Source organism: Corynebacterium belfantii (assembly GCF_041898185.1).
Taxonomy (GTDB): Bacteria; Actinomycetota; Actinomycetes; order Mycobacteriales; family Mycobacteriaceae; genus Corynebacterium; species Corynebacterium belfantii.
In genome coordinates, this window is the sequence record NZ_CP157823.1 from 234,168 (window position 1) to 257,735 (window position 23,568).

The window sequence follows — 23,568 nt, forward strand, 5'->3', positions numbered from 1 at the left end:
TTTAGTTGTAGGTAATACCTAACAAAAAAAGTTTATTGCTAAGATTTGCTTTTCAATGTAAACTATCAATCGACTCACATTTGATAGGAAACCCTTAAGGAGGGACATTGTGACCAGCCCAGTCGATCCAATCCTGAACAAAGGCGAGCGCACCGAAGCAGCTCCTCACACCACCCGCGTTGGTGGACAGCCAGTAGCCAGCGAAAACATCTCCATCACCGCAGGCCCACAAGGCGCCAACGTGCTCAACGACCTGCACCTGATCGAAAAACTCGCACACTTTAACCGCGAGCGCGTCCCAGAGCGCAACCCACACGCCAAAGGCCACGGCGCATTCGGTGAACTCCACATCACCGAAGACGTATCCCAATTCACCAAGGCCAAGCTCTTCCAAAAAGGCACAGTCACCCCCATGGCCGTGCGCTTTTCCACCGTCGCCGGCGAAAAAGGATCCCCAGACACCTGGCGCGACGTACACGGATTCGCACTGCGCTTTTACACCCAAGACGGCAACTACGACATCGTAGGAAACAACACCCCAACCTTCTTCCTCCGCGATGCCATGAAGTTTCCCGACTTCATCCACTCCCAAAAGCGCCTCGGCTCCAGCGGCCTGCGCGATGCCGACATGCAATGGGACTTCTGGACCCGCACCCCAGAATCCGCGCACCAAGTCACCTACCTCATGGGCGACCGCGGCACACCAAAAACCAGCCGCCACCAGGACGGATTCGGCTCCCACACCTACCAGTGGATCAACGAAGACGGCCAGCCAGTGTGGGTGAAGTACCACTTTAAGACCCGCCAAGGCTGGGAAACCTTCACCGACGCAGAAGCCCAAGAAATGGCCGGCAAGAACGCCGACTACCAGCGCGAAGACCTCTACAATGCCATCGAGCGCGGCGAATTCCCCATCTGGGACGTCAAAGTCCAGATCATGCCATTCGACGAGGCCGAAACCTACCGCTGGAACCCCTTCGACCTGACCAAGACCTGGTCCCAGAAGGACTACCCGCTTATCGACGTCGGCTACTTCGTGCTCAACCGCAACCCACAGAACTTCTTCGCCCAAATCGAACAGCTGGCCCTCGACCCAGCCAACCTCGTACCAGGCGTTGGACTCTCCCCGGACCGCATGCTCATGGCCCGTGCCTTTGCTTATGCAGATGCACAACGCTACCGCATTGGCCCGAACTACCAACAGCTGCCCATCAACCAGCCAGTGGTACCTGTGAACACCTACCAGCACGAAGGCCCCATGGCCTACCACTTCAACCCAGCGGACGCGCCGGTGTACACACCAAACCGCTTTGGCAAGGGTGCAGGCTACCTCGACGACGGCCGAACCTCGTCCTCCGGCGTAACCTACGGTCAGGCACAGGATCTCTACGTCAATCCAGATCCACACGGCACCGACCTAACCCGCGCCGCCTATGTCAAGCACGCAGACGATGACGACTTCATGCAAGCCGGAATCCTCTACCGTGAGGTCTTTGACGACGCAGTCAAAGAACGCTTCGTTGACAACGTGACCAACGCCATGGCTGGAGTATCCCCAGAAACCGAGGAGCGTGTCTACTGGTACTGGACCCAAGTAGATGAGAACCTCGGTACGAAAATCCGTGAGGCATTCGCCGCTAAGAAGTAGCTGGAAGCACCCACATTTTCTCGGGGTCGCAGTGGATGAGTACTTCGTCGCCAAGCGCGGCGAAGGCCAGCTCATCCTCCGGTGAACAATGCAACACAATGCGCCCCTGAGTCGTCTCGATAGCCACCTCGTGATGATCCCCCATATAAATGTTGCGGATCACCTGCCCCGCTGCCCCCATCAAATGACGGGCCTGCTGGCCAGTCGGGGTGGCCGTGGCGCTCGTGGGATAGCCCACCACCACCATCGCGTTGCCAGAGCGTAGATCTGGGTGGGCTTCCACCTCCATGTTCGTGCCCAAAGCAGTCACCGTCGCAGTAGCGGTACCGAAAGGGGAGTGGACAACAGTGCCCGTCGTAGGCACAAAAATCGACGCACCAAGGTGGCGAGCAATATCTAAACACGCCGGTTGCTCGCGCATATCCTGAGGCGAAGCATCCTGAATGATCCGCCCTTGGGAGAGGAAGATTATGCGGTCGGCAATAGAAAAAGCCTCGTTAATGTCATGAGTGACATAAAACGTGGTACACCCCAGCCGGCGGTGCGTCCGCAAAATCTGGCTTTTTAGCTGCTCAGAAGAATACGTATCCACGTGCGCTAGGAGGGTGTCAGGTGTTTTGTGTGTGAGGCTCTGATCCAGAAGGAGTTTCACTGATAATGACTACCGTGTCACCGAGGAAAGGTCATGACCCGAACAGGGTCAACGAGATCAGCGCTAAGCTGATGGAAAATCCGGAAATCGCCGAACTGATCGGCGAGTTGTCGACTTCCACCGATGATGCCAGCGACCTGGTCAAAGGTCTTTTGCAGGCATCGATCAACGCTGGTCTGCAGGCTGAAATGGACGCGCATCTAGGATACGCGCACTCTGATCGTACGGCGAAAGCCCAGCTGGGCACCCCGGATGGTGGCAATCACCGCAACGGGTCGTACACCAAAACCGTCAACTCTGGCTACGGCACCTTTGATGTGACTATGCCCCGGGATCGAGCTGGCACGTTTACGCCGCGGATGCTGCCTAAAGGCACCCGCCGTCTGACGGAGCTTGATGACATGATCATCTCCCTGTACGCCGGTGGGATGACCGTGCGCGATATTTGCCACCACCTCGCCACCACCCTCGGGGTGGATATGAGCCCAGATACGATCAGCACCATTACCGACGCGGTGTTAGAAGAGGTCATGATCTGGCAAAACCGCCAGCTCGACGAGTTCTACCCAGTGATCTTCCTCGACGCGCTGCGAGTGAAGATCCGCGATGGCCACCGCGTGGTCAACAAGTCTTGCTACATGGCGGTAGGCGTCGACATGGACGGCATCAAGCACATCCTGGGATTGTGGATCGCAGACAATGAAGGCGCCAGTTTTTGGGCATCCGTGTGCGCTGACCTTGCCAACCGTGGGGTCCAAGACGTGTTCATCGTCTGCTGCGACGGGCTCAAAGGCCTGCCGGAAGCCGTGGAGGCAACCTGGCCGAATTCCATGGTGCAGACCTGTATCGTGCACCTGATCCGGGCGGCCAACAGGTGGGTGTCCTACCAAGACCGCAAACCCGTATCAAGTGCGCTACGGGAGGTCTACACCGCACCGACCGAGGACACCGCCCGCGCCGCCCTGGACGCATTCGAGGCCAGTGAACTGGGCCGTAAATACCCGCAATCGGTCAAAGTCTGGCGCGACGCCTGGGACCGGTTTGTGCCATTTTTGCAGTTCCCGCCTGCGGCACGGCGGGTACTCTACACCACGAATTCGATCGAATCGCTGAATGCTGAGCTGCGGAAAGCCACCCGCAACCGCGGCCAGTTCCCGAACGATACCGCGGCGCTGAAAACGCTGTGGCTGATGATCTGCAACATCGAGGACAAGCGCGCTGCCCAGCGAGCGAAGAAAGCGAAGCGCGCCATCGAATGCAACGGCTATATTGAAGGAGCGAAAGCCACCGGGTGGAAACAAGCCATCAACCAACTAGCCGTGGCTTACCCCGACCGATTCGCGGACTACTTGTAAACCAAGCCCCCCGCACACAAACAATCGGACACTCTCTGCGCTAGCGGCTCGTCGAAAAACATCACGGTTGGCTGCTTAATCAACGCGCGAGCAAGAGCAACCTTTTGCTGCTGACCAGTCGACAACTGATGCGGATAACGCAACGCCAAATGGTCAATACCCAGGCTCAACATCGCAACATGAGCCCCAGCATCCCCCGCAAAGCGAATATTATCCTCCACCGTCATATGCGGAAACAACGAAGGCTGATCCATCATCATCGCAATCGGACGCTGATGTGGCGGACGCCCCGCCAACGACTCACCATCAACCTCCACAATACCTGTAGCAGGGATCAACCCCGCCAACGCCCGCAACAGCGTGGACTTACCAGCGCCGGAACGCCCAAGAACCACAATGAGTTCGCCAGGATCCGCGTCCAAACAAACATCGTCTAAAAGCCGAGCCCCGCGACTTGTCACACTGAGATTCTGAATATGTACTAACGCCATGGCGTTACCTGCTTCCTCGCAAAAGCACCCAGCCCCGCGCCATTAATACTCACAACGATAGCGCCGGCCAAAGACACAATAAAAAGGGACACCGTCATACTGATATACAACGCCGCGGGGTAATTGGCGGCGTCGAGAAGCGTGAAAAGCCGCAACATAAGAAGGGGAGTATCCGGCGAACTCACCCACAACAACGGCACCGCCAACACCGACGCATTAGAAAAAACCATCAAAAAGCCCAAAATCACCACATTCGTTGAACGCGGCAACACAATCGACGCCACTGCCCGCAACGGGCCAACACCCTGCAACAGAGACACCATATACTCCGAACGTGACATCAACGGCCCAATATAAACCATCAAAAAATACGTCATAGCCAGCGAACTCGGCAAACACGCCAACAACACCAAGCTTAACGACGCCCACGGCCCATGCACTCCCGGATGATTCGACGCAATCCGCAAACCACAACCAATCGCAGCCCCCGGCAACAACGCCAACAACGCAAACACAGCATCAACACCACGCCGGCCCAACCAACCCCATCGCAGACCACACGAACGCCGCGCCCCCAACGCCACCGCCGACAACAACAACGAACACAACAACACCAAAAAAGCCAACCCCACCGTGTTCACCAACGCATTACCCATCGGAGTATCAGAACCACGCACAAAACCACGAAAGGCCGCCACCAGCACAAACAAACCTGACACCGCGCCCAACAGATACAACAACGCCTGCGGAGCACGCACCTGCGCACCCACCGCGCGGTGCGGCTGACCAGAAACATCGCCAGAAAAACGAAGCAACTCCACCAACGCCGGATTACTGCGCAACAACCGCACATACAACAACCCCGCCACGATAACCGCAAACGCCACCGGCAACGTCAACATCAGCGCAGTCCATGCCTGATCGCCCTGGAACCACACCCGAGTTGCCGCTAATGACGCCCGCGGCGCCATCACATTCGGTGTAACCGGATCAGACAACGCCGCACTAAAAATAAACACACCCAACGCAGGGGCAAACAACACCAAACGCGGTTGATACACCGCGCGAAACAACGCCCACCCGTGCAAACCCGCCACCCGAGCAGCATCAACCTCGCGCGACGACACCGAGCGCAACGCCGTGCGCTGCACAAAATACGCCAGCGGAGTAAAAGCCACCGTGAAAGTGAACAGCAACGGTAGCAGGCCCGAAAAATTACACTGCGAGCACACGTGAATGCCCGTACGGCCCATAATAGTTTTCCAACCAGCGCCGATAACAAAATGCGGGATGGTGAGCTGGAACAAGAGTATGACGTCGAGTGCCAGTACCGCCGTACGAGAAAATTGAGCCGCCGCCAACGCACCTACCGTGCCGATACCCACCGCCAATAGAGTTGTACACAATGCAATCGCACTGCTGAGGATGATCGGTGTTATCGACGCAGTGCCCGCGCCTGCCGTTCTCAATAACATGGCGTAAGGAAGGCCCACCGCCACCGCGGCGATTACCACCACCGAAAAAATCCACAACCCAGTTCTCATGCGCGCTGCTCCGAAAACCAACTCATCCACTGCTCACGCTCGGAATCGGCAATCGCCGGATCCACCGCAACAATGCCATGCGAATCCTTCAACCGCGTAGAAATATTGCCCACAACTAAATCGCTTGTGGGGATCTGCGGCAACCCCATCCGCCGCGCCGACGTCTGCCCCGACGGCGACAACAGCCAATTCATCACCTCATACGCTGCCGACTTATTATGCCCCTGCGCCACCACACCGCCAGAAGCAATCTCAAACGATGTACCCTCCGCAGGATAGGAAATCTCCACATCCCGACCCGAACGCGTCGTCTTATTCTGACAATACGGCTCATAAGAAATCGCCACCGCAGCCTCACCATGCGCCACCACATCACTAGGCGCATTACCCGAACGCGTAAAACGATCCACATTCCCCACAATCGCCGCAATCTCATCCCGCGACAACCCCGCAGCCTGCATACTCAACAACATCGCATACCCCGTACCAGACGACACCGGCGACGGAGCCGACACCCAACCCCGCAGCTCAGGGCGCATCACATCCGCCCACGTACGCGGAACCGGCACCCCCAACCCCTCCAAAGCATCACGATCACTACACACACTTAACACCGACGCATACACCCCAAACCACCGATTCTGCGGATCCTTAAACGGCCCCGGAATCGCATCCGCCGCCGGCAAATCCACTGCCTGCAACAACCCCAAACGCGCAGCCAACCGATAATTCTCCGAAGGGCCACCCACCCACACATCAAACTCATGAGAACCCGTACGCAGCCGCTTCAACGCCTCCTGCGTAGGCAAACTCACATACCGAACATTCAACCCCAACTCACGAGCAATATCACGCTTCCACTGCTCACACACCGTCACATCATTCGAACACATGATAGTCACAGCAGTCTTCGCCGGAAACAACGTCCGATACACCGTAGCCACCGACACCATCGCCACCACGCAGACGGCAAGCAACCGTAACCATTTTGATAACACTATGGTTCTCCTTCGCGTCCACGCCCAGCGCTTCTCCTAGTCAGGAACTAAACACCCTGCTCAAGCTTCACAGCACGCTCATGCATCAACTTCTTCTCCTCACGCCAGATCACCTGGAAAATAACCAGAATCAAAACCGTAAAGGCCAAGAACACAATGAACGTAACATTCCAACCAGCGAACTTAACCAAGAAGCCCACACCAGTCGAAGCCAAAGTTGCACCCAACAGGTAACCGAACAAGCCTGTGAAACCAGCCGCGGTACCGGCCACATTCCGAGGTGAAAGATCCAAAGCCTGCAAACCAATCAAGCCAACAGGACCATAGATAAAGCCACCAATAAAGGCAACGAACATAACCATCAGCCAGAACGGTGTACCCACAGGAGCCAGCCAGTATGCAGCGATAGACAAACCAGCGCCCAACGTGAACAGCGAAATAGCGGCAGAACGATTGCCCTTAAATACATTGTCCGACAGCCAGCCGCACAGAACTGTGCCAATAAAGCCAGCCAATTCGAAAGCTGCGAAACCAATCAGACCGCTACCAATGCTCATATGGTGCTGCTCAGACAAGTACGTGGTAATCCAGTGCAAAACACCATAACGCAAGGCATAAACAAACACATTCGCAATGGCCAACAACATAATGATGCGGCTGTGCAAAATATGCTTGAGCACCAAATCCTTCGTCGAAATCTTCTCGCCAGTATCCTCGGCAACCTTCGCAGGATCGTTGCGGTAGTCGTCGATAGGCGGCAAACCAACAGACTGAGGATTATCACGAATAAGCAAGAACGCAACCAACGCAACCAACAACGCAACCAACGCAGGAAGCCAATAAGCAGCACGCCAGTTCTGGCCCGTCATGCTCAAACCAATACCGACCAGCACCGGCAAACCAAAAGCGCCCAAGTTGTGAGAAGTGTTCCACAACGAACCCTTCCAACCACGCTCACTGGTAGAGAACCACTGCACCACAATACGGCCACAAGGAGGATAACCCATGCCCTGGAACCAGCCATTGAGGAACATCACCGTAGCGAACACGCCTACACTGGCCGAAACCCACGGCACAAATGCAACCACTAAGTTCATCAGCGCCGACAGCGCCAAACCCAGTGGCAAGAAATAGCGAGCATTAGAACGATCTGACACCATGGCACTGAAGAACTTAGACAGACCATAGCTGACCAACACGGCGTTACCAATGATGCCGATTGCCGGCTTATCAATCGCACCGTTTTCATCAATGAGCAGCGGGGCAATCGCCGAAATATTGTTACGAATCAAATAAAAACCCGCATAGCCCAAGAAAATACCCATGAACACCTGCAGGCGCATCCGTGGGTAGGTGCGATCCACCTGCTCCGCCGGCAGCGGGGTAGCAGGGCCGGGGGCTTGCAACCAAGCAAACATACGAGGCACTCCTTTGTGCGCAATCACTTTTATCAACTAATTGCGATTGTGCTCTCTGCTCGGTAACTATAGTGGCCGTAGTGGTAACAGTTGGTAACAGTGCTGTTACCAACCACAACTGAGGGGAATCACTCGTACTGAAAGACGTACCCCTGACCCCGTACTGCAAGGATAGAATCCGCAGGTAAACCCGCATTTTCCAACTTCTTACGCAAGCGATACGCCGTCGACTTCACCATATTTCGACCACCCTGAGTCGCCGTCGTATCCCACACCTCATTCAACAAACGCTTCACACTCACCACCTCATTCGGGTGTGACACCAACGCCTGCAACAACTTCCCCTCAGTAGCAGTCGTATCCACCCTACGGCCACCAATCACCACCGCATGCGTCGCCGGATTCACCGACACCTCACCCACAACAATCTCACGCGACTCCGACTGCACCACACCACCACAACGACGCACCACAGCCTGAGCCCGCAGCACCAACTCCTTCGGCGAAAACGGCTTAGCCACATAATCGTCAGCCCCCGCCTCAAGACCCTCCACCCGATTATCCGTATCACCAAGCGCGGTCAACATAATCACCGGGGTCGCAGCAACATCCCCAGCAGCACGAATCCGCTCACACAACGCATAACCAGAAGCATCAGGAAGCATCACATCCAAAATCACCAGATCACACCGATACTCGCTAAGCAACTGCCACCCCTTTTGCGCCGAGGAAGCCGACAACACCTCCCAACCCTCCAACTCCAAAGCATAAGAGATGATCTGAACCATCTGAGGCTCATCATCAACAACAAGAACACGAAGCTTATGCATAGTAAGTCCTAGGAAGAGTAATCAACACCGAAGTTCCATGATTCGCAATAGAATCCACCAACACCGAACCACGATGCAACTGCACAATCTTCTGCGTAATCGCCATCCCCAACCCCGCACCAGACGGAACGCCAGTTGTGCTCTGGGTCTGTGTATGGGCTTGGCCGAACTGGGCAAAGGGCACAAACATATCCCGACGCTGGCGCGCCGTCATCCCCGGCCCATAATCCGCCACAGTCACAATCGCTCCAGTAGCGCTCTCCTCAACCCCCACCACAATATCGCTATCCGAGCCCGCATAACGTGCCGCATTATTCAACACATTCCACAACGCATGACGCAACAACTGCGCATCCCCATCAATCACCAACGGATCGCCAGGGTCATCCACCACAATCGGAACCTCGCTCATCGCCCGCAGCTCCTGCGCCGTACTACGCACCAACCCCCGCACATCGCACGGCGACACCTGCAACTTCACGGAACCACTATTGAGCTTTGCCTGCAACAAAAACGACTCCGCCACCTCAATCGCACGCGTCGAATTTGCCCCAATAGTAGCCACGAGCCGCTCACACTTGTGCGGATCCGACTCTTGGTCCAGCAACTCCGCAGCCCCCTTAATCAACGACAACGGCGTGCGAATCTCATGAGCCAAAATCTGTTCATCCGTTATCGTCGACCCCTGATCGCAGCCGCGCCGGCGCACCACCGCAGCCGTAACCAACGACGCAGCACACGCAGACCCACACGCAGTGAGAACCAGAGCAGCAAACATACTAGATAACACTACCGTGGCCCACCCGAAATGTTCTGGTTAAAGGAAATGAGCAATTTTTGTACCCTAAGGCCGATTTTTGAAAGGACATCCTGCGGTTCTGCAGACTTAGGGTACAAAAATTACTCACGAAGGGCCCACTGCCGGCCCGCTACCTATGACTCCTGGGAAACCTCATGCAAAGCACGGCCCATCACAAAGCTCGCAACCGCCAACACCACCCACAACGCCACGATCGCCACGATCGCACGCACCAAGTGGTTGATCTCAAAGCTGCCAGCACCAATATCGTGCAACAAGGTAGCAACCACGATCAAAGGAAGAGCCACGCTCGTGGCTGGGCCAAGAAGATTAGCCCTCGTTAATGCGTCGGGGGCGTGCCACAAGGCGGTGGCACTGACCACGAACAGCAGTCCCGCGATGATAATCAGGACAGAAGCAATGGATTCGTACAACATTAGCGGCGTCCTTTCGAAATAATGCGCGCAACGGATATCGTCGGCAATGCGCCGCCCACAAGACCAGCAAGCAACACAACCTCGTACGCAATGGAAGTAGGGTTACGCAGCGACCAAATCAAGTAGAACGCGATCATGCCATAAAAGCACATATCGGAAATAACAGCGCGAGTGAGCTCATCTTTGGTCTTGAGCATCAACACAATGGCAGATAACAGCGACGCAGCAGTAAGCGCCAAGCCGATATAAATCGAAATCTCAAGCATTACTGCTCCTTCCGGATAGCAAGATGTGCAGGGTGCTCAATACGAACATTGGTCACCTTATGAGGAATGTCCTTTACCGAAGGCGCCAAATGCTCCTCCATTGTGGCGATATCCGCCAATACATCCGCAGGATTATGGCCATACACGGCGTGCACCAACAAGGTGCCGTCTTCACGCAGACCAATCGACATAGTGCCAGGCGTAATCGTAATCGACGCAGCAAGCGCCGTGATCTGCCACTCCTTAGTCACCCGCAGCGGGTAATACACCACGCACGGTTCCATGCTCTTATACCCATGAAACATGTCTTTAATCAGCACACCAGTGGCAACAAAGATCTGCCCGATCAGCCACACAACATACAACGGAGCATGCATAATTATTTGCCTCCCTGAAGATCAGTGGCAAGGCCAATGGGGTTATCCCCCAAGACCGCCTGGGTATAGGCCGGCACATTCAACAAGTCATCAGCAGCCGCACGAGTAGCACCTACCAAAGGACCCGCGAACACGAACATAGCTAACGACGTGACCGCCAACATCGCCGCAGGGGCCAAGCGATGCCACGGCACCCGCATAGTCTCAGGGACGCGATCATGGTTCATCACCGCACCCCAGAACACCTCGCGCCACAACCGCAGCATGGACAAGAAGGCACCAAAGCTAGCAATCACAATCACAGCGATCACCAACCACGCCTGCCACGTAGCCTGATGAGCCACACCGACCACGATGAACACCTTGCCCCACAGGCCAGAAAATGGTGGGAAACCAACCACGGAGAACGCACCGACCACGAACACAGCAGCAACCCAGGGATCGCGCCGGGCAATACCCGTGAGCTTGGAGAGCAGGTCAGTGCCGTAGGTTTCTTCGATAGCGCCGGCACTCAAAATCAACGAACCAACAGTGATCATGTGGTGCAGGGCGTAGAAGATACCCGCAGCCAAAGCAGCCTGCTCGTTACCAGAGGTAAATGCCAGCATGACCAAGATGAACGGCATGCCGTTGACCATCTGGTAGGCCAGAACGCGACGCATCGAGTTTTCAGCCAAGCCAGCAAAAGCACCGACCAGCATGGACAGAATACAGATGACGGTGATCAGCCAGATCCAGCGCTGTTCGAGGTCGAAGATCACCACGTAGATGCGGAACAGCATGTACACGGCTACTTTCGTGTGCAGGCCAGAAAACAGTCCCATCACGCTTGCCGACGTCGCAGGGTACGAACGCGGCAACCACGTGTGAACAGGGAACACACCGGCTTTGACAATCAGCGCGATGACCACAATGCCCATCACCACAGACACCGGACCATTGCCGCGAGCTGCCCCCGCAAGTGCCGCAATGTTCACAGCACCCACAGTGCCGTACAGCACCGACACCGCCATGACCAGAATTGTCGACGTAGCCAAATTGACCAGTACGAACGTCCGGCCTGCCGACAGACGTGCCCACGTGCCCGTCATAGCCATCAAGCCATAAGAAGGCAACAGCATGACCTCAATGAACACGAAAAAGTTAAACAGATCAGCGGTGAGCAAAGCGCCCATCACACCGGTCAACAACATCAGCGACAGCGGAGCATAGAAGCGAGCACGAGTCTCACCCACAACCACCGCGAACCAGTTGGAGGCAAACGCCACGATCGAAGTGGTAACAATCATGATGGCACTGAACTGATCCGCCACAAAGGGGATAGCCACGCCACCGACGTACAAACCAATCGAGTGCGCAATCGTGCCATGCGTCGCGGTATAAGCAAACAGCCACGCACCAGCTAGACCCGTCAACACCGGCACCACAACGGCGAAGCTGTCACGTGCAACACGCCACGGTGCCATGACAGTGAGCGCCACCGTGAGCAGTGGGAGGCCCACAAAAAGTGGAAGTACAAAATCCATTAGTGAGTCTCCTCCTGGCGGGTTGCAGCACGCTTAGCGGCGTGCTCCAGATCCTCCACGGCTTCCGCATTTGTCGTCGAACGGCCGAGAGTCTGTAGCGGTGAGGTTTCGTCGGCGACTTCCTCCGCGAGGGTGTCGTCGGAACGCCCCAAGCCCGAAAGCGTGAGCATATACGTGGTCGTTGCCATAGCGATCACGATGGCCGTCAACACGAATGCCTGCGGCACGGGGTCAGAAGATTCGCTGATGTCGGTAAGGGAGGGGAATGCTTCGCCACGCCACTTAGGAACACCAGCGTTCAAAATGATCAAGTTCACGGCATGGCTAATCAGCGTCATGCCGATCACAATGCGCAACATGCCGCGCTGCAACACCATATAAGTGCCGGCAGCGGCAAGAACTGCGATGGAAAGAGAAAGAATCATAGCTTAGGCCTCCTTCGGCTGCGAGGCTTGTGCTGAGGATTTAGTTTCAGGCCAGTCGAGATCGTCGTCAGCCTGAGGCACCACCTTCGCAGGGGAGACAAGCGGGGACTCATCGCGAGTAAAGTTCAAACGCTCGTAGTCCATACCAGGGCGCAAATAGCTGCCCAGCGCATTAATCGCCATCGACAGCATGCCCAGCACCGCCAAGTACACGCCCAAGTCGAAGATCATCGCGGTGGTCCAGTGCTCGCCAGCCCAATGGCCATGCAAAGCGTAAAGGAACGAACCATGGGTAAGGCCCAAGAAACCAGAAATCAGCGCCAAAATAATACCAATCGACGTCAGATAAATTGGTGTCTTAAAAGTGAAAATGTGCTGGTCGCGAGCATGAGACAGGTAGCTGAGCATCAACGCGCCACCGGCCACCAGCGCCGCAATAAAACCGCCACCAGGAGCATTGTGACCACGCATGAAAATAGCAAAGCTCAAAATACCCAAAATCGGTATGAGTACGCGCAGCAGCTGACGCAACGGAATTGAGTTCACATGCGACAAACCAAACGGAGCAGGGTGGGTGCCATGCGCAAACGGGTAACGCGGCATCGACGTCACCACCGCAGCAATCACCACAGCGGCCATACCCAGCACCGACAGCTCGCCCATGGTATCGAAAGCACGGAACTCCACCAGAATGGTGTTCACAACGTTATCGCCGCCAGTGATCTCCGGACCATTGTTGAGATACCAGATCGCCAGCTCAGGGCGCTCACGGCGACCCAAAACGAACCAGCACATCAAGAACGTCACAACGCCGACAGCCACCGCCATCACCGCAGCAAAAGCCTTACGATGCCCCTTGCTCGGGTGGAAATTATCCGGCTGCTGACGAATCACCATCATCATGATGACCACCGTCAACGCCTCCACCATGAACTGCGTCAAAGCCACATCAGGCGAACCCAACATCAACATCTGAACAGTCACACCAACGCCGACCACACCAATCATGATCACCGCAGTCAAACGACGCGTCGTACGCAGCAACAACGCTGCAGCCAAAACAATAATGGCCAACGGCAACGCATCAGCCCACTGATCGGCTCCGTCGATACGCGGTGCCAACGGCACCCCATCAATACCGCCAGAAGCAACACCCTTGATCGTCACCGTGCCGCCCAGAACCACCAGCAACATAAACATGTACGCCAAGTGACGCGTCGGGCTCAGCGAATCCGCCATCGAACCCACACAACGACCAAATGAAGCAATGCCACGAACCGACAAGTTCAACAACTCATTACCACTACGCGGTGCAAGCTTACGATCCGCCAACGAATCCCAAATCCACTGACGCTTGACCACGCCAAGCACACCAAAAACCAACACCAACATCGAGATAACAAACGGAATGGTCACCCCATGCCAAATCGCCAAATGAATATGCGGATCCTCCGCAACCTCACTCACCGCAGCAGAAACTGGAGCATCCAACCGGCTCACAAACAACGCAGCCGGAATAGACAACACACCAGGAAGCGCAGCCGGCAGCCACAACGACACCGGAGCCTCCTTGCAACCCGACATCTCACGGGAACCGTCGATAAAGCCATCGACCACCAAACGCACCGAATACGTAAACGTAAACAACGCGCCCACACCCGCAGCGACCATCAAGACCACAACGCCAGCGTTACCAATCGGAGCATGCAAGAACGCCTCCAGTATGCCCTCCTTCGAAACAAAACCAAACAACGGAGGAACCGCAGCCATAGAAGCCGCAGCAATCGCCATCGCACTAAACGTAAACGGCAACTGGCGCCACGACGAACCCAAACGAGTCAAATCACGCGTACCAGCCTGATGATCCACCACGCCAACCAGCATGAACAACGACGACTTAAACAACGCATGCGCCAACGTATGCACCACAGCAGCCGCCAACGCGAACGGAGTACCCACACCAATAGTGGCCACAATCCAACCCAAATGCGACACCGTCGAATACGCCGTGAGCTTCTTCATATCCGTCTTCTGGATAGCAAAGAACGACGCCATCACAGCAGTGAACATACCCACCACAATGAGCAACCAGTTCCACACCGCAACATCGCTAAACACCGCGCTGAAACGCAACAGCACATAAATACCAGCCTTCACCACAGCAGCCGCGTGCAAGAACGCCGACACCGGGGTAGCAGCAGCCATTGCCTCCGGAAGCCAGAAATGGAACGGGAACTGCGCCGACTTAGTAAACGCAGACACTGCCACCAACACAGCAACCACGCCAGTCAACGCAGGCTTTTCCGCCCAGAAATCAGCATGGATAATCGCATCAATATTGGTGCTGCCAGCCTGATTCGACGTAATTGCCATAGCAACCAGCAACGTCAGGCCACCAATGAACGTTAAGATTAACGTGCGCTGCGAACCCAGCTCACCGCCCTTGCCGCCCGAACGAGCGATCAACATAAACGACGCAAGAGACACCAGCTCCCACGCGATAAACAGCAGCACAGCATCATTAGCAAAAACGAGCAACAGAATCGACGCCATAAACGCCGTCATAATCGTGTAAAAGCTCGTATTGCCCGCATTGTTGTGCAGATAAGAAGCGGAATAGGCAAAAACGACAGAGCCGATGCCCAGAGCCAACAGTGCAAAGAACGAGCTGAGGGCGTCGGCACGCAATGCGAACGACACATCAATGCCATCGCCCACAAAATCCGGAACCCACGTATATTCCAACGTCAAAGGAGTTCCGGCGATGATGCCAGGCAGCTCTTTACACAGCAGAACGGCGGCGACCACAAACAAGGCCGCCAGAGGCCACCCCGCCTTTCGGTCGCAAATCCGAACTGTAACAGGCGCAAGCGCAACCGCACAGGCCGCCAGCGCGAGAACAATTATCAGGGTCACAGATTACTCACACCCAAGGATTCGGGGAAACATACAGTTCTGACTAAAGATAGTCAACGGTTCCAACGTTACCAGTGTTGAGCGTGAACTTAATGGTCGAAAAACTTTGACCGGCTTTTCGGTGAGTCAAAAACCACAGACCTATTCCTATTAATTAAGTTGGACAACTATGAGCCGAAAAATTGTCCGACGAGCCCTCGCAGGAGCCCTGTTTTTCGTGCCGCTCATTGCCGGCACCGTCTACGCGACCACACAAAATGTAGACCCCGCGGCCACATGGTCCGCAGCACAAGAAACCCAACAAGGAGCACCCGCAGTCCAAGAGGATCCCTCACTCGTCGGCATCCGGCGCGCAGCCGGCGAAGCAGGCTCCCAAGCCAGCCTCCTGAAAAACGGCACTACCCAGCTTGTCGACGGCACCAAAGCCCTCAACAACGGCACCACCCAGCTTGTCGACGGCACCAAAGCCGCCCAAAACGGCGCAGCTCAACTCGCCGACGGCATGGTCAAACTCCAAGCAGCCACCGGACAAATGGGCAACGGCGCCACCGAAATCGCCAACGGCATCGACCAAGCAGTGGGACAATTCCAAAACGTCGAAGTCATCCGCGGACAACTACTCACCGCCATCAACCTCGCCATGAGCGACCCCAAACTCGCCGACGTCAAACCCGACCTCGAAGACTTCAAACGCCAAGTAGAAACCTTCAAAGTCGACGACAACATCACCAGCCAAATGAACAAGCTTCGCGACGGCTCCCGCGAACTCGCCAACCAACTAGCAGTACCAGGCTACGGCTTCCACGACGGAATCTACTCCGCCACCAAAGGCTCAAAAGACCTCTCAGCAGGACTCAACGACCTCTCCGGCGGCGTAGACCAAGCACTGACCGGTGTCCGCGACCTCGACAACGGCGCCAAAAAAATCGACGTCATGGCCAAAGAAAACCAAACCCGCGTAGGCAACATCCAACGTGCACTCCCCATCACCAAAGCCGGCACCCCCGAAGCACAAGAACAAGGCGTCACCCGCACACTTGCGCCCCTGTACGCATTCCTGATCGCAGCAGGACTCATGCTCGCAGCCACCGCCTACCTTCGCGACCGCATCTGGGGAACCATCGCCTTTATCACCCTCACACTGCTCGGCGGCGGACTGGTCTACCTACTAGGAACCGAAATCACCGCAGGAGTGGCTGCCGCAGCCGCCGGTGTCAGCGCCCTCGCCGTTGCCGGAGCAGCACTGCTCGGCACCCTTTTGGTCAGAATCTTCGGGGAGCGCACCGGCCGTGGCCTCAGCGCCCTTGTGACCATTGCCCAAGTCGCAGTCGTTGGTTTCGTATGGAACTCCGCCGCCAACTCTGCCTTGAGCAGCGCCGCAAAAGCACTGGTCAACTTCATGCCGCTGCACTATCCCACCTTGGCGCTCAGCTCCATCGGTAACGCTGGCGATACCACGACCACAGCACTCGGCGTGGGTGTGACCGCAGCCTGCGCAGTGTGTGCGGCGGCCGGCGTGATGATTCTGCGCAAAAAAGAGGAGCAAACGCTGCCAACGGCGGAGTAACTTTGTAACTTTTTGCGACCTCGAACTCAAGAGTTCGAAAACCCAAGGAAGCGCTGACGTGGGTGAGATCAGCGTCCTTGGGTTTTTGTGTTCGTGGATTCGAGGAGGCGGAGAAGCGAGGGGATGAAAGTCCCCGAGTTCAGTGACTCCCAGTCAAAATGCGCCACCACATAGCCGGTATTTTGAAGTTCGCGGTCGCGTTTTCGCTCCTTGAGCACTGCCCTCGGTTCGTCGTCGTGGAACTTGATGTCTCCATCGATTTCTACGACAACTCTTTCGACGAGAAAGTCGGCACGACGATTATTGATCTGCACTTGCTGCTCGAATACAATATTCGCTTCGATGAGCTGCGCTTTTGCCCACGACTCGGCGACACTTTCCGACTTGGAATCAGCCACTTGTAATACCCGACGGAACTTACGCACCCCTGGAATTCGTCCAAACTCTTCTAACTCCTGTTCCAACAAAAACGGCTGAGCATCCTCTTGACGCAAATAGGATTCCACAGCGACAAGCCCCTCTGCGAATGTTCCCCATCGGCAGAGATCTCCAATTGAGCGTTCCATTGTGGTGAAGCGAATCCCCTTATGCTCCGTGATTTTGTTTGACGGGATTCGCGCAGAGCGGTAATGAATCCACCTCTTTGTGTTGCGTGGAGCAGCTTTTGTACCTGGTAGCACCACGACCACGGGTTCTTCATATCCTAGAATTCCTAGTCCCCACAGGCGGACTGCAGACCGGCCGCAAATCACACCAGTACGTGCTCGCTTGCCAACGGCCAGAATCCGCGCCCAATCGCGAGTCCACGGGTTGAGGGCTTCCCATTCTTCCAAAACTGCCCAAAGTTCAGCATGAATATTGAAGTGTTTATGTTGTTGATTCGTGATCCATTGCGCGTACTCGCTATGAGACATACGCAGCGTATCGATTACTCGAATTTTGTCCCCCCAGACGTTCATACCTACACGCTAATGGCAGACTGGTGTTTTTGCCACCATAAATTCGCGACCTCGAACTCAAGAGTTCGAAAACCCAAGGTGGGTGTCGACGGGGCGGACTAGCCGTCTTGCGGTTTTTGTGTTCTTGAGTTCGAAGAGGCGGTTTGCGGGATATAGAAAGACGAATTAACCGGTGCTCTTAACTGAGAACACCGGTTAATTTAGTTGGTCGGGATAACAGGATTTGAACCTGCGACCTCCTCGTCCCGAACGAGGCGCGCTACCAAGCTGCGCCATATCCCGAGGACACTTGGCGTGTCTTTGACCAACTGTAGTCCTTTGGCACAGCAAGTTCAAAAGCCCTAGTGAACAGGGGTTATAGAGTTCTTTCTGTCACACGGATCAGGGTGGCTGATGGCTTGCAGAAAATCCGCACTGGAGCAAACTTGGAGGTTCCCAGCCCATTGGAAACGTGCATCCACATGGAACCAAAGCGGTGGAGTCCTTGGACACGCGGGCGGTCGATACCGCAGTTGGTGACGAGGGCTCGTGAACCAGGTAGGCAGATCTGGCCGCCGTGGGTGTGGCCAGATAGCGAGAGCATGTATCCGTCTTGCTCAAACTTCTTTAACACGCGTGGTTCAGGGGAGTGGGTGAGCGCGATGCTGAGATCTGCGTCGGGGTTGGGTGCACCGGCGATGTCGTCGTAGTCGTCGAGGTCGTGGTGGGGGTCGTCGACACCCGTGATGGCTAGGCGTAGGAAGTCCACTTTGAATTCGTGGCGCTGTTGGTTAGCGTCGCGCCAGCCGTGTTCGATGAACGCTGCGCGCATGCCTTTCCATGGGAGTTCTACGCGGCTTGGGGTGCGTTTTTTGCCGAGGAGGTAGACGAATGGGTTGACTATACGGGGTGCAAAGTAGTCGTTGGTGCCAAAGACGAACACTCCTGGCCGTTTGAGCAGTGGTGAGAGTGCTTGCATGACAGCGGGGACGGCTTTGGCGTCGCTAAGGTTGTCGCCGGTGTTGACCACTAGGTCGGGGTTGAGCTTGTCGAGTTGTGCGACCCAGCGTTGCTTGGCTGTTTGGTTGGGCACCATGTGCAGGTCGGAGATGTGCAGGATGCTGAAGTGGGGGTTGCCGCGCAGGATTCCTGGTTCCAAGATGGGCAGATCGATGGTTTTGAGTTCAAAGTTGGAGCATTCGCGGTAGCCCCACGCAAGCGTTGCTGCTCCGGTGGCGGCGGTAGCTGCGGTGAGTCCTAGCAGTGTTTTTAAAAGTCGCACCCATATCACTCTACCTTCCGAGTAGGCTGGGCAACCATGAGCGAATTGAAAAACAAAATTAGGGCGGATCTGACCACGGCTATGAAGGCTCGTGAGAAGGAGCGCACGGGTACGTTGCGTATGTTGTTGGCTGCGATTCAGACGGAGGAGACGTCTGGTTCTAAGCATGAGCTGACTGATGAGGATGTGCTCAAGGTTATTGCTCGCGAGATTAAGAAGCGTCGTGAGTCTGCGGAGGTGTATGCGGAGGCTGGGCGTTCGGAGTTGGCGGACGCTGAGACGAATGAGGCGAACATTTTGGCTGAGTACCAGCCACAGCAGCTTGACGACGACGAGTTGGCGACGCTGGTTGCCGAGGCCGTTGCTCAGGTAAAGGCAGAGCTCGGTGAGGATGTTTCCATGAAGCAGATGGGCCAGGTTATGAAGCTGGCTACTGCGCAGGCTGCAGGTCGTGCCGATGGCAAGCGCCTATCCACCGCTGTTCGTGCGGCGCTTGCCTAATCTGCTAGAAACCAGGCAGGAGCTGTTGGAGCTGGTGAGCTAGATCGTCAAGGTCGTTCTGGCTCACCCCGGTTCCTGGGACGACCTCCTCGGTGGGGTTGGGGCGTCGAGTTGTTGAGGGGGGCGTGATACGTGGGCGGGTGCCGTCGGAAATGAAAAGTTCGATCGTGCCGCCTGGTTTGAGGGGGACGGGGGCGATCACGTTGACCACGGAGCCTTTGGGGATGCCGTCTCCTGGGGCGGAGGTCATGGTGACTTTATAGCCTTTGGCGCTGAGTTCTTTACGCACTGATTCGCCCTCGCGGCCGATATAGGCGGTGCCGAAGGATCCCGAGACACCTCGGTTGAACTTGGGGTCGTAGCTTGGCAGGTTTCCGCTGGCAGCGAGGCCGGAGTTTTGTGCTGCGGTGAACCATGTGCGTGCGGGCTCGTCGCCACCGAAGAGGGTGCCGTCGCCGCACTGTACGACAGGGGAGGTGCACAGTGGGGTGACGGTGGTGCCGTCGTTGTAGATGTAGGACGCTGCAGCGAAGTTGGAGTTAAATCCGAGGAAGGCGGCAGAGGAGTGCGATTCGGTGGTGCCGGTTTTCGCTGCTGTTGGGGCGCTAAATCCTAGGGATTTGGCAGCTTCTGCACCGGTACCCTTGATGATGTCTTGGCTTAGACCTGCGCCGAGTGCTTGGGCGATTTCTGGGTCGACGGCTTGTTCGCAGGCTGGGCGGTCGAGGAATACCTCGTTGCCTTTGGCGTCGGTAACGGTGGTAATGGGGCTTGGTTCGCACCACATGCCGTCGGAGGCGAGAGAGGCAGCAACGTTGGACAGTTCGAGGGGGTTTACGGCGGTGGGGCCGAGAGTATAGGAGCCGAGGTTGTGTTCTTTGACGTAGTCGGCGATCGAGTTGTCTTCGTTGAAGGTACCGGGGTTGGCGTAGCTGCGTAGTCCGAGTTTGACGGAGGTGTCTACTACGTCTTTAACACCGACTTTCTCAATCATTTGCACGAATGGTGTGTTCGGGGAGAACGCGAGGGCGTCGCGTAGCGACATTTGTGGTGCGTAGCTGCCGGAGTTTTCTACACAGTAGGTGCCGGCGCCGCAGCCCTCGGCACCGCCGTCGCCCATGCCTTTGGCCTCGTAGCGTGGTGGAACTTGGAGTTGGGTGTCCAGACCGTAGCCCTGTTGGAGGGCGACCGCGGCGGTAAAGATCTTGAACACTGAGCCAGCACCGTTGCCTACCAGGGAGGTGGGTTGCGGAAGGACGGTTTGGCCGGCGTCGAGGTCGAGACCGTAGTCGCGTGACGACGTCATCGCGAGGATCTTACGACTGTTTTTTCCAGGCTCGACAATGTTCATCACATTGGCAACACCGAAGGTGTGCGAATTGACCTGACCTGCTGCGGCGGCGTGCGCGGCCTGCTGTACGTCGGGATCCAACGTGGTGTTGATGGTGTAGGACCCTTGGGTGAGCTGGTCGGTGCTCAAGCCTTTTTCGCTGAGGTATTTCAGCACGTAGTCGCAGAAGAATCCGTTGTCACCAGCAGTGATGCAGCCATCGGGTAGTCCCTGTGGCTGCTCGAGCACGCCGAGGGGTTCAGCTTTGGCCGCTGCGACGTCCTCGGGGGTGGCGTAGCCGTTGGCCACCATAGTATCGAGCACTACGTTGCGTCGATCCATCACCGCGTCGGGGTTGGTGTAGGGATCCAAGTAGGACGAGGACTGCACAATGCCTGCGAACATGGCCGACTGTGCAAGGCTGAGCTCTGGTGCACCTTTGCCAAAGTAGGTTCGGGCTGCGGCCTCGACGCCGAAGGCACCGTTGCCGAGGTGGACGAGGTTGAGGTAGCGGGTGAGGATGTCGTCTTTGCTTAATGTGGAATCGATGGTGCTAGCCATGCGCATTTCGCGCAGCTTGCGGGGAATCGACGTTTCCGTTGCGGCTGCCTGCTCCTCGGGATTGTCGGACTTGACCAAGAGGAGGAAGTTCTTCACGTACTGCTGGTCGATGGTGGAGGCACCCTGTGCGACGCCACCGGCGAAGATATTGGTCACAATGGCGCGGAGGTTGCCCTGAATATCCACACCTTTGTGCTCGTAGAAGCGGCGATCCTCGATGGAGACGATGGCGTCTTTCATGGACTGCGGGATGGCTTCGGATGGGATTTCGAACCTGCGCTGCTTATACACCCATGCGATGGGGTTGTTGCGGTTGTCCAAAATCGTAGAAACGCCAGGTGCAGAACCATCCGTGAGGTCTTGGAGGTTGGACTGCATCGTGTCGTTTGTACGGTCGACGGCCACGCCAGCAATAGCGGCCACAGGGGTGAGCGCGAGTGCACATACCACGCCGCCGGCAACCGTTGCTAGGACGATATCTTTCAAGGAATTCCACATTGACACTCCCTTACCTTAGCTAAGTACTGCCCGTGGGGGGAAGTGGGAAACTCCCCTCAAAGTGTGACCCATTCGACTTAGAAGGTTTGCTGTGAATACACTAACAGCTGTAGTTATTGTGCACGTTGCAAGACGTTGCAGAAAGCCACGCTGATGTGGCTCTCAGTTGGTTCCCGATTAATGTCAGGAGGAGTTCATCATGACAGCTTCGTTGATGAACACAGGCAAGAAAAACCCCTTTCGAGATGCTCAGCAGGGGGAGTATGGGAACGGAGATCGAAACGACTGGGTAATGCAAGCAAGCTGCCGCAACGGCGATCCTGACGCCCTCTTTGTGCGTGGCGCAGCGCAGCGTCGTGCAGCAGCAATTTGCCACCAATGCCCTGTGATGATTCAGTGCCGTGCCGATGCCCTAGATAATAAGGTCGAATTTGGTGTGTGGGGTGGCCTCACCGAACGTCAGCGTCGTGCCATTTTGCGCAAGAATCCTCATGTGGATAGCTGGGAGCAGTTCTTCGCCCAAGGTGGCGAACTTCTCGGCATGTAGGGCGTATGTGCGCTCACAAGATTTCGGTACTGTGGCATGCATGACTAAATGGGAATATTCGACCGTGCCACTGTTAACGCACGCAACCAAGCAGATTCTGGATACTTGGGGCGAAGACGGCTGGGAGCTCGTCAGCGTTGTACCAGGCCCAAACCCCGAAAACGTTGTCGCCTACATGAAGCGCCCGGTGGAATAGCATGGGGGCGTCGATAAGCGAAAAGCTCGCAGAGCTTAACATCACGCTTCCTTCCGTTGCCGCGCCCGTTGCAGCTTATGTGTCTGCGGTCAAGGTGGGGAACCAAGTATGGACCTCCGGCCAGCTGCCCTTTATTGATGGCCAGCTGCCAGCAACCGGAAAAGTGGGCGCGACCGTTACCGCTGAGCAGGCGGAATCCTATGCGCGCACCGCGGCGTTGAATGCGCTGGCTGCCGTCGATGCGCTCGTGGGTATTGATAATGTCACGCGCGTGCTCAAAGTCACTGGCTTTGTCGCCTCCGCTACTGATTTTGGTGGCCAGCCAGCAGTTGTGAACGGCGCATCCAACCTCATTGGTGAGATCTTTGGTGAGGCCGGCGCGCATGCCCGTAGTGCCGTCGGTGTTGCGGAACTGCCACTTGATGCCCCAGTTGAACTGGAAATTATCGTCGAGGTAGCCAACTAA

Annotated in this window: 21 protein-coding genes, 1 tRNA gene and 2 pseudogenes; 7 read left to right on the forward strand and 17 right to left on the reverse strand. The window is 56.1% G+C overall.

Annotated elements, in window-relative coordinates; all coding sequences use genetic code 11:
* Positions 1 to 109 precede the first annotated feature (109 nt).
* Positions 110 to 1,648 (forward strand): catalase, encoded by a 1,539-nt coding sequence (locus tag ABMV07_RS01300; protein WP_088268016.1) that lies wholly within the window; start codon positions 110 to 112, stop codon positions 1,646 to 1,648.
* On the opposite strand, the pseudogene ABMV07_RS01305 reads toward ABMV07_RS01300, so the two are convergent.
* A pseudogene (locus tag ABMV07_RS01305) lies at positions 1,638 to 2,258 on the reverse strand (TOBE domain-containing protein); the annotation flags it as partial. The gene ABMV07_RS01300 and the pseudogene ABMV07_RS01305 overlap by 11 nt on opposite strands.
* A gap of 47 nt (positions 2,259 to 2,305) precedes the next feature.
* Between ABMV07_RS01305 and ABMV07_RS01310 the strand changes: the two are divergent.
* Positions 2,306 to 3,655, forward strand: coding sequence for an IS256-like element IS1132 family transposase (locus ABMV07_RS01310; protein ID WP_374063848.1), 1,350 nt, complete (start codon positions 2,306 to 2,308; stop codon positions 3,653 to 3,655).
* Here the strand turns inward: ABMV07_RS01310 and ABMV07_RS01315 are convergent.
* From ABMV07_RS01315 to ABMV07_RS01370, 12 genes and pseudogenes are all read right to left on the reverse strand, one after another.
* Positions 3,646 to 4,065: pseudogene (locus ABMV07_RS01315) on the reverse strand (ATP-binding cassette domain-containing protein); the annotation flags it as partial. The gene ABMV07_RS01310 and the pseudogene ABMV07_RS01315 sit on opposite strands and share 10 nt — an antisense overlap.
* A 71-nt stretch (positions 4,066 to 4,136) precedes the next feature.
* On the reverse strand, positions 4,137 to 5,690 hold the full coding sequence (locus ABMV07_RS01320) for an ABC transporter permease subunit (protein ID WP_196977726.1): 1,554 nt from the start codon (positions 5,688 to 5,690) through the stop codon (positions 4,137 to 4,139).
* Positions 5,687 to 6,688, reverse strand: a complete 1,002-nt coding sequence (locus ABMV07_RS01325) for an extracellular solute-binding protein (RefSeq protein ID WP_088268013.1) — start codon at positions 6,686 to 6,688, stop codon at positions 5,687 to 5,689. The genes ABMV07_RS01320 and ABMV07_RS01325 overlap by 4 nt, the downstream gene beginning before the upstream one ends.
* Before the next feature lie 47 nt (positions 6,689 to 6,735).
* On the reverse strand, positions 6,736 to 8,106 hold the full coding sequence (locus ABMV07_RS01330) for an MFS transporter (RefSeq protein WP_197691939.1): 1,371 nt from the start codon (positions 8,104 to 8,106) through the stop codon (positions 6,736 to 6,738).
* A gap of 128 nt (positions 8,107 to 8,234) precedes the next feature.
* The gene (locus ABMV07_RS01335) at positions 8,235 to 8,936 is read right to left on the reverse strand and encodes a response regulator transcription factor (RefSeq protein WP_196977727.1); all 702 of its coding nucleotides are present in this window, start codon (positions 8,934 to 8,936) and stop codon (positions 8,235 to 8,237) included.
* Positions 8,929 to 9,714 (reverse strand): sensor histidine kinase KdpD, encoded by a 786-nt coding sequence (locus ABMV07_RS01340; RefSeq protein WP_197689769.1) that lies wholly within the window; start codon positions 9,712 to 9,714, stop codon positions 8,929 to 8,931. Before ABMV07_RS01340 ends, ABMV07_RS01335 begins: the two co-directional genes overlap by 8 nt.
* Before the next feature lie 155 nt (positions 9,715 to 9,869).
* On the reverse strand, positions 9,870 to 10,172 hold the full coding sequence (locus tag ABMV07_RS01345; RefSeq protein ID WP_088268009.1) for a Na+/H+ antiporter subunit G: 303 nt from the start codon (positions 10,170 to 10,172) through the stop codon (positions 9,870 to 9,872).
* Positions 10,172 to 10,438, reverse strand: coding sequence for a cation:proton antiporter (locus ABMV07_RS01350; RefSeq protein ID WP_088268008.1), 267 nt, complete (start codon positions 10,436 to 10,438; stop codon positions 10,172 to 10,174). The genes ABMV07_RS01345 and ABMV07_RS01350 overlap by 1 nt, the downstream gene beginning before the upstream one ends.
* Positions 10,438 to 10,815, reverse strand: coding sequence for a monovalent cation/H+ antiporter subunit E (locus ABMV07_RS01355; protein ID WP_088268007.1), 378 nt, complete (start codon positions 10,813 to 10,815; stop codon positions 10,438 to 10,440). The genes ABMV07_RS01350 and ABMV07_RS01355 overlap by 1 nt, the downstream gene beginning before the upstream one ends.
* Positions 10,816 to 10,817: 2 nt before the next feature.
* Complete coding sequence (locus ABMV07_RS01360) at positions 10,818 to 12,341, reverse strand: monovalent cation/H+ antiporter subunit D family protein (protein ID WP_088268006.1); 1,524 nt, start codon at positions 12,339 to 12,341, stop codon at positions 10,818 to 10,820.
* On the reverse strand, positions 12,341 to 12,766 hold the full coding sequence (locus ABMV07_RS01365; RefSeq protein ID WP_003850403.1) for a cation:proton antiporter subunit C: 426 nt from the start codon (positions 12,764 to 12,766) through the stop codon (positions 12,341 to 12,343). Before ABMV07_RS01365 ends, ABMV07_RS01360 begins: the two co-directional genes overlap by 1 nt.
* A 3-nt stretch (positions 12,767 to 12,769) precedes the next feature.
* Positions 12,770 to 15,682 (reverse strand): DUF4040 family protein, encoded by a 2,913-nt coding sequence (locus ABMV07_RS01370; protein ID WP_374064825.1) that lies wholly within the window; start codon positions 15,680 to 15,682, stop codon positions 12,770 to 12,772.
* A 169-nt stretch (positions 15,683 to 15,851) separates the two neighbouring features.
* Between ABMV07_RS01370 and ABMV07_RS01375 the strand changes: the two genes are divergently transcribed.
* Positions 15,852 to 17,249 (forward strand): hypothetical protein, encoded by a 1,398-nt coding sequence (locus ABMV07_RS01375; RefSeq protein ID WP_088268004.1) that lies wholly within the window; start codon positions 15,852 to 15,854, stop codon positions 17,247 to 17,249.
* Between the two features lie 68 nt (positions 17,250 to 17,317).
* Here the strand turns inward: ABMV07_RS01375 and ABMV07_RS01380 are convergent, their stop codons facing one another.
* The 3 genes from ABMV07_RS01380 to ABMV07_RS01390 form a co-directional block, all read right to left on the reverse strand.
* A complete protein-coding gene (locus tag ABMV07_RS01380) occupies positions 17,318 to 18,208 on the reverse strand; it encodes a DUF559 domain-containing protein (protein WP_197692467.1) in 891 nt (296 codons plus the stop codon).
* A gap of 205 nt (positions 18,209 to 18,413) precedes the next feature.
* Positions 18,414 to 18,490, reverse strand: a tRNA-Pro gene (locus ABMV07_RS01385).
* Positions 18,491 to 18,563: 73 nt separating this feature from the next.
* Entirely contained in the window at positions 18,564 to 19,469 is a 906-nt protein-coding gene (locus ABMV07_RS01390; RefSeq protein ID WP_088268002.1) for a metallophosphoesterase, read from the reverse strand.
* Between the two features lie 36 nt (positions 19,470 to 19,505).
* Between ABMV07_RS01390 and ABMV07_RS01395 the strand changes: the two genes are divergently transcribed.
* A complete protein-coding gene (locus tag ABMV07_RS01395) occupies positions 19,506 to 19,970 on the forward strand; it encodes a GatB/YqeY domain-containing protein (protein WP_088268001.1) in 465 nt (154 codons plus the stop codon).
* A gap of 4 nt (positions 19,971 to 19,974) precedes the next feature.
* Here the strand turns inward: ABMV07_RS01395 and ABMV07_RS01400 are convergent, their stop codons facing one another.
* Complete coding sequence (locus ABMV07_RS01400; RefSeq protein WP_197695469.1) at positions 19,975 to 22,359, reverse strand: transglycosylase domain-containing protein; 2,385 nt, start codon at positions 22,357 to 22,359, stop codon at positions 19,975 to 19,977.
* 199 nt (positions 22,360 to 22,558) lie between these two features.
* Here ABMV07_RS01400 and ABMV07_RS01405 point away from each other — a divergent pair, with 199 nt between their 5' ends.
* Genes ABMV07_RS01405 through ABMV07_RS01415 form a run of 3 tightly spaced genes read left to right on the forward strand, consistent with a single transcriptional unit; the run spans position 22,559 to position 23,568 of the window.
* On the forward strand, positions 22,559 to 22,906 hold the full coding sequence (locus ABMV07_RS01405) for a WhiB family transcriptional regulator (protein WP_088267999.1): 348 nt from the start codon (positions 22,559 to 22,561) through the stop codon (positions 22,904 to 22,906).
* Positions 22,907 to 22,946: 40 nt separating this feature from the next.
* Positions 22,947 to 23,102, forward strand: coding sequence for a DUF4177 domain-containing protein (locus ABMV07_RS01410; RefSeq protein WP_003850415.1), 156 nt, complete (start codon positions 22,947 to 22,949; stop codon positions 23,100 to 23,102).
* A 1-nt stretch (position 23,103) separates the two neighbouring features.
* Positions 23,104 to 23,568: a RidA family protein gene (locus ABMV07_RS01415; protein ID WP_197691936.1), complete on the forward strand. Its 465-nt coding sequence runs from the start codon at positions 23,104 to 23,106 to the stop codon at positions 23,566 to 23,568.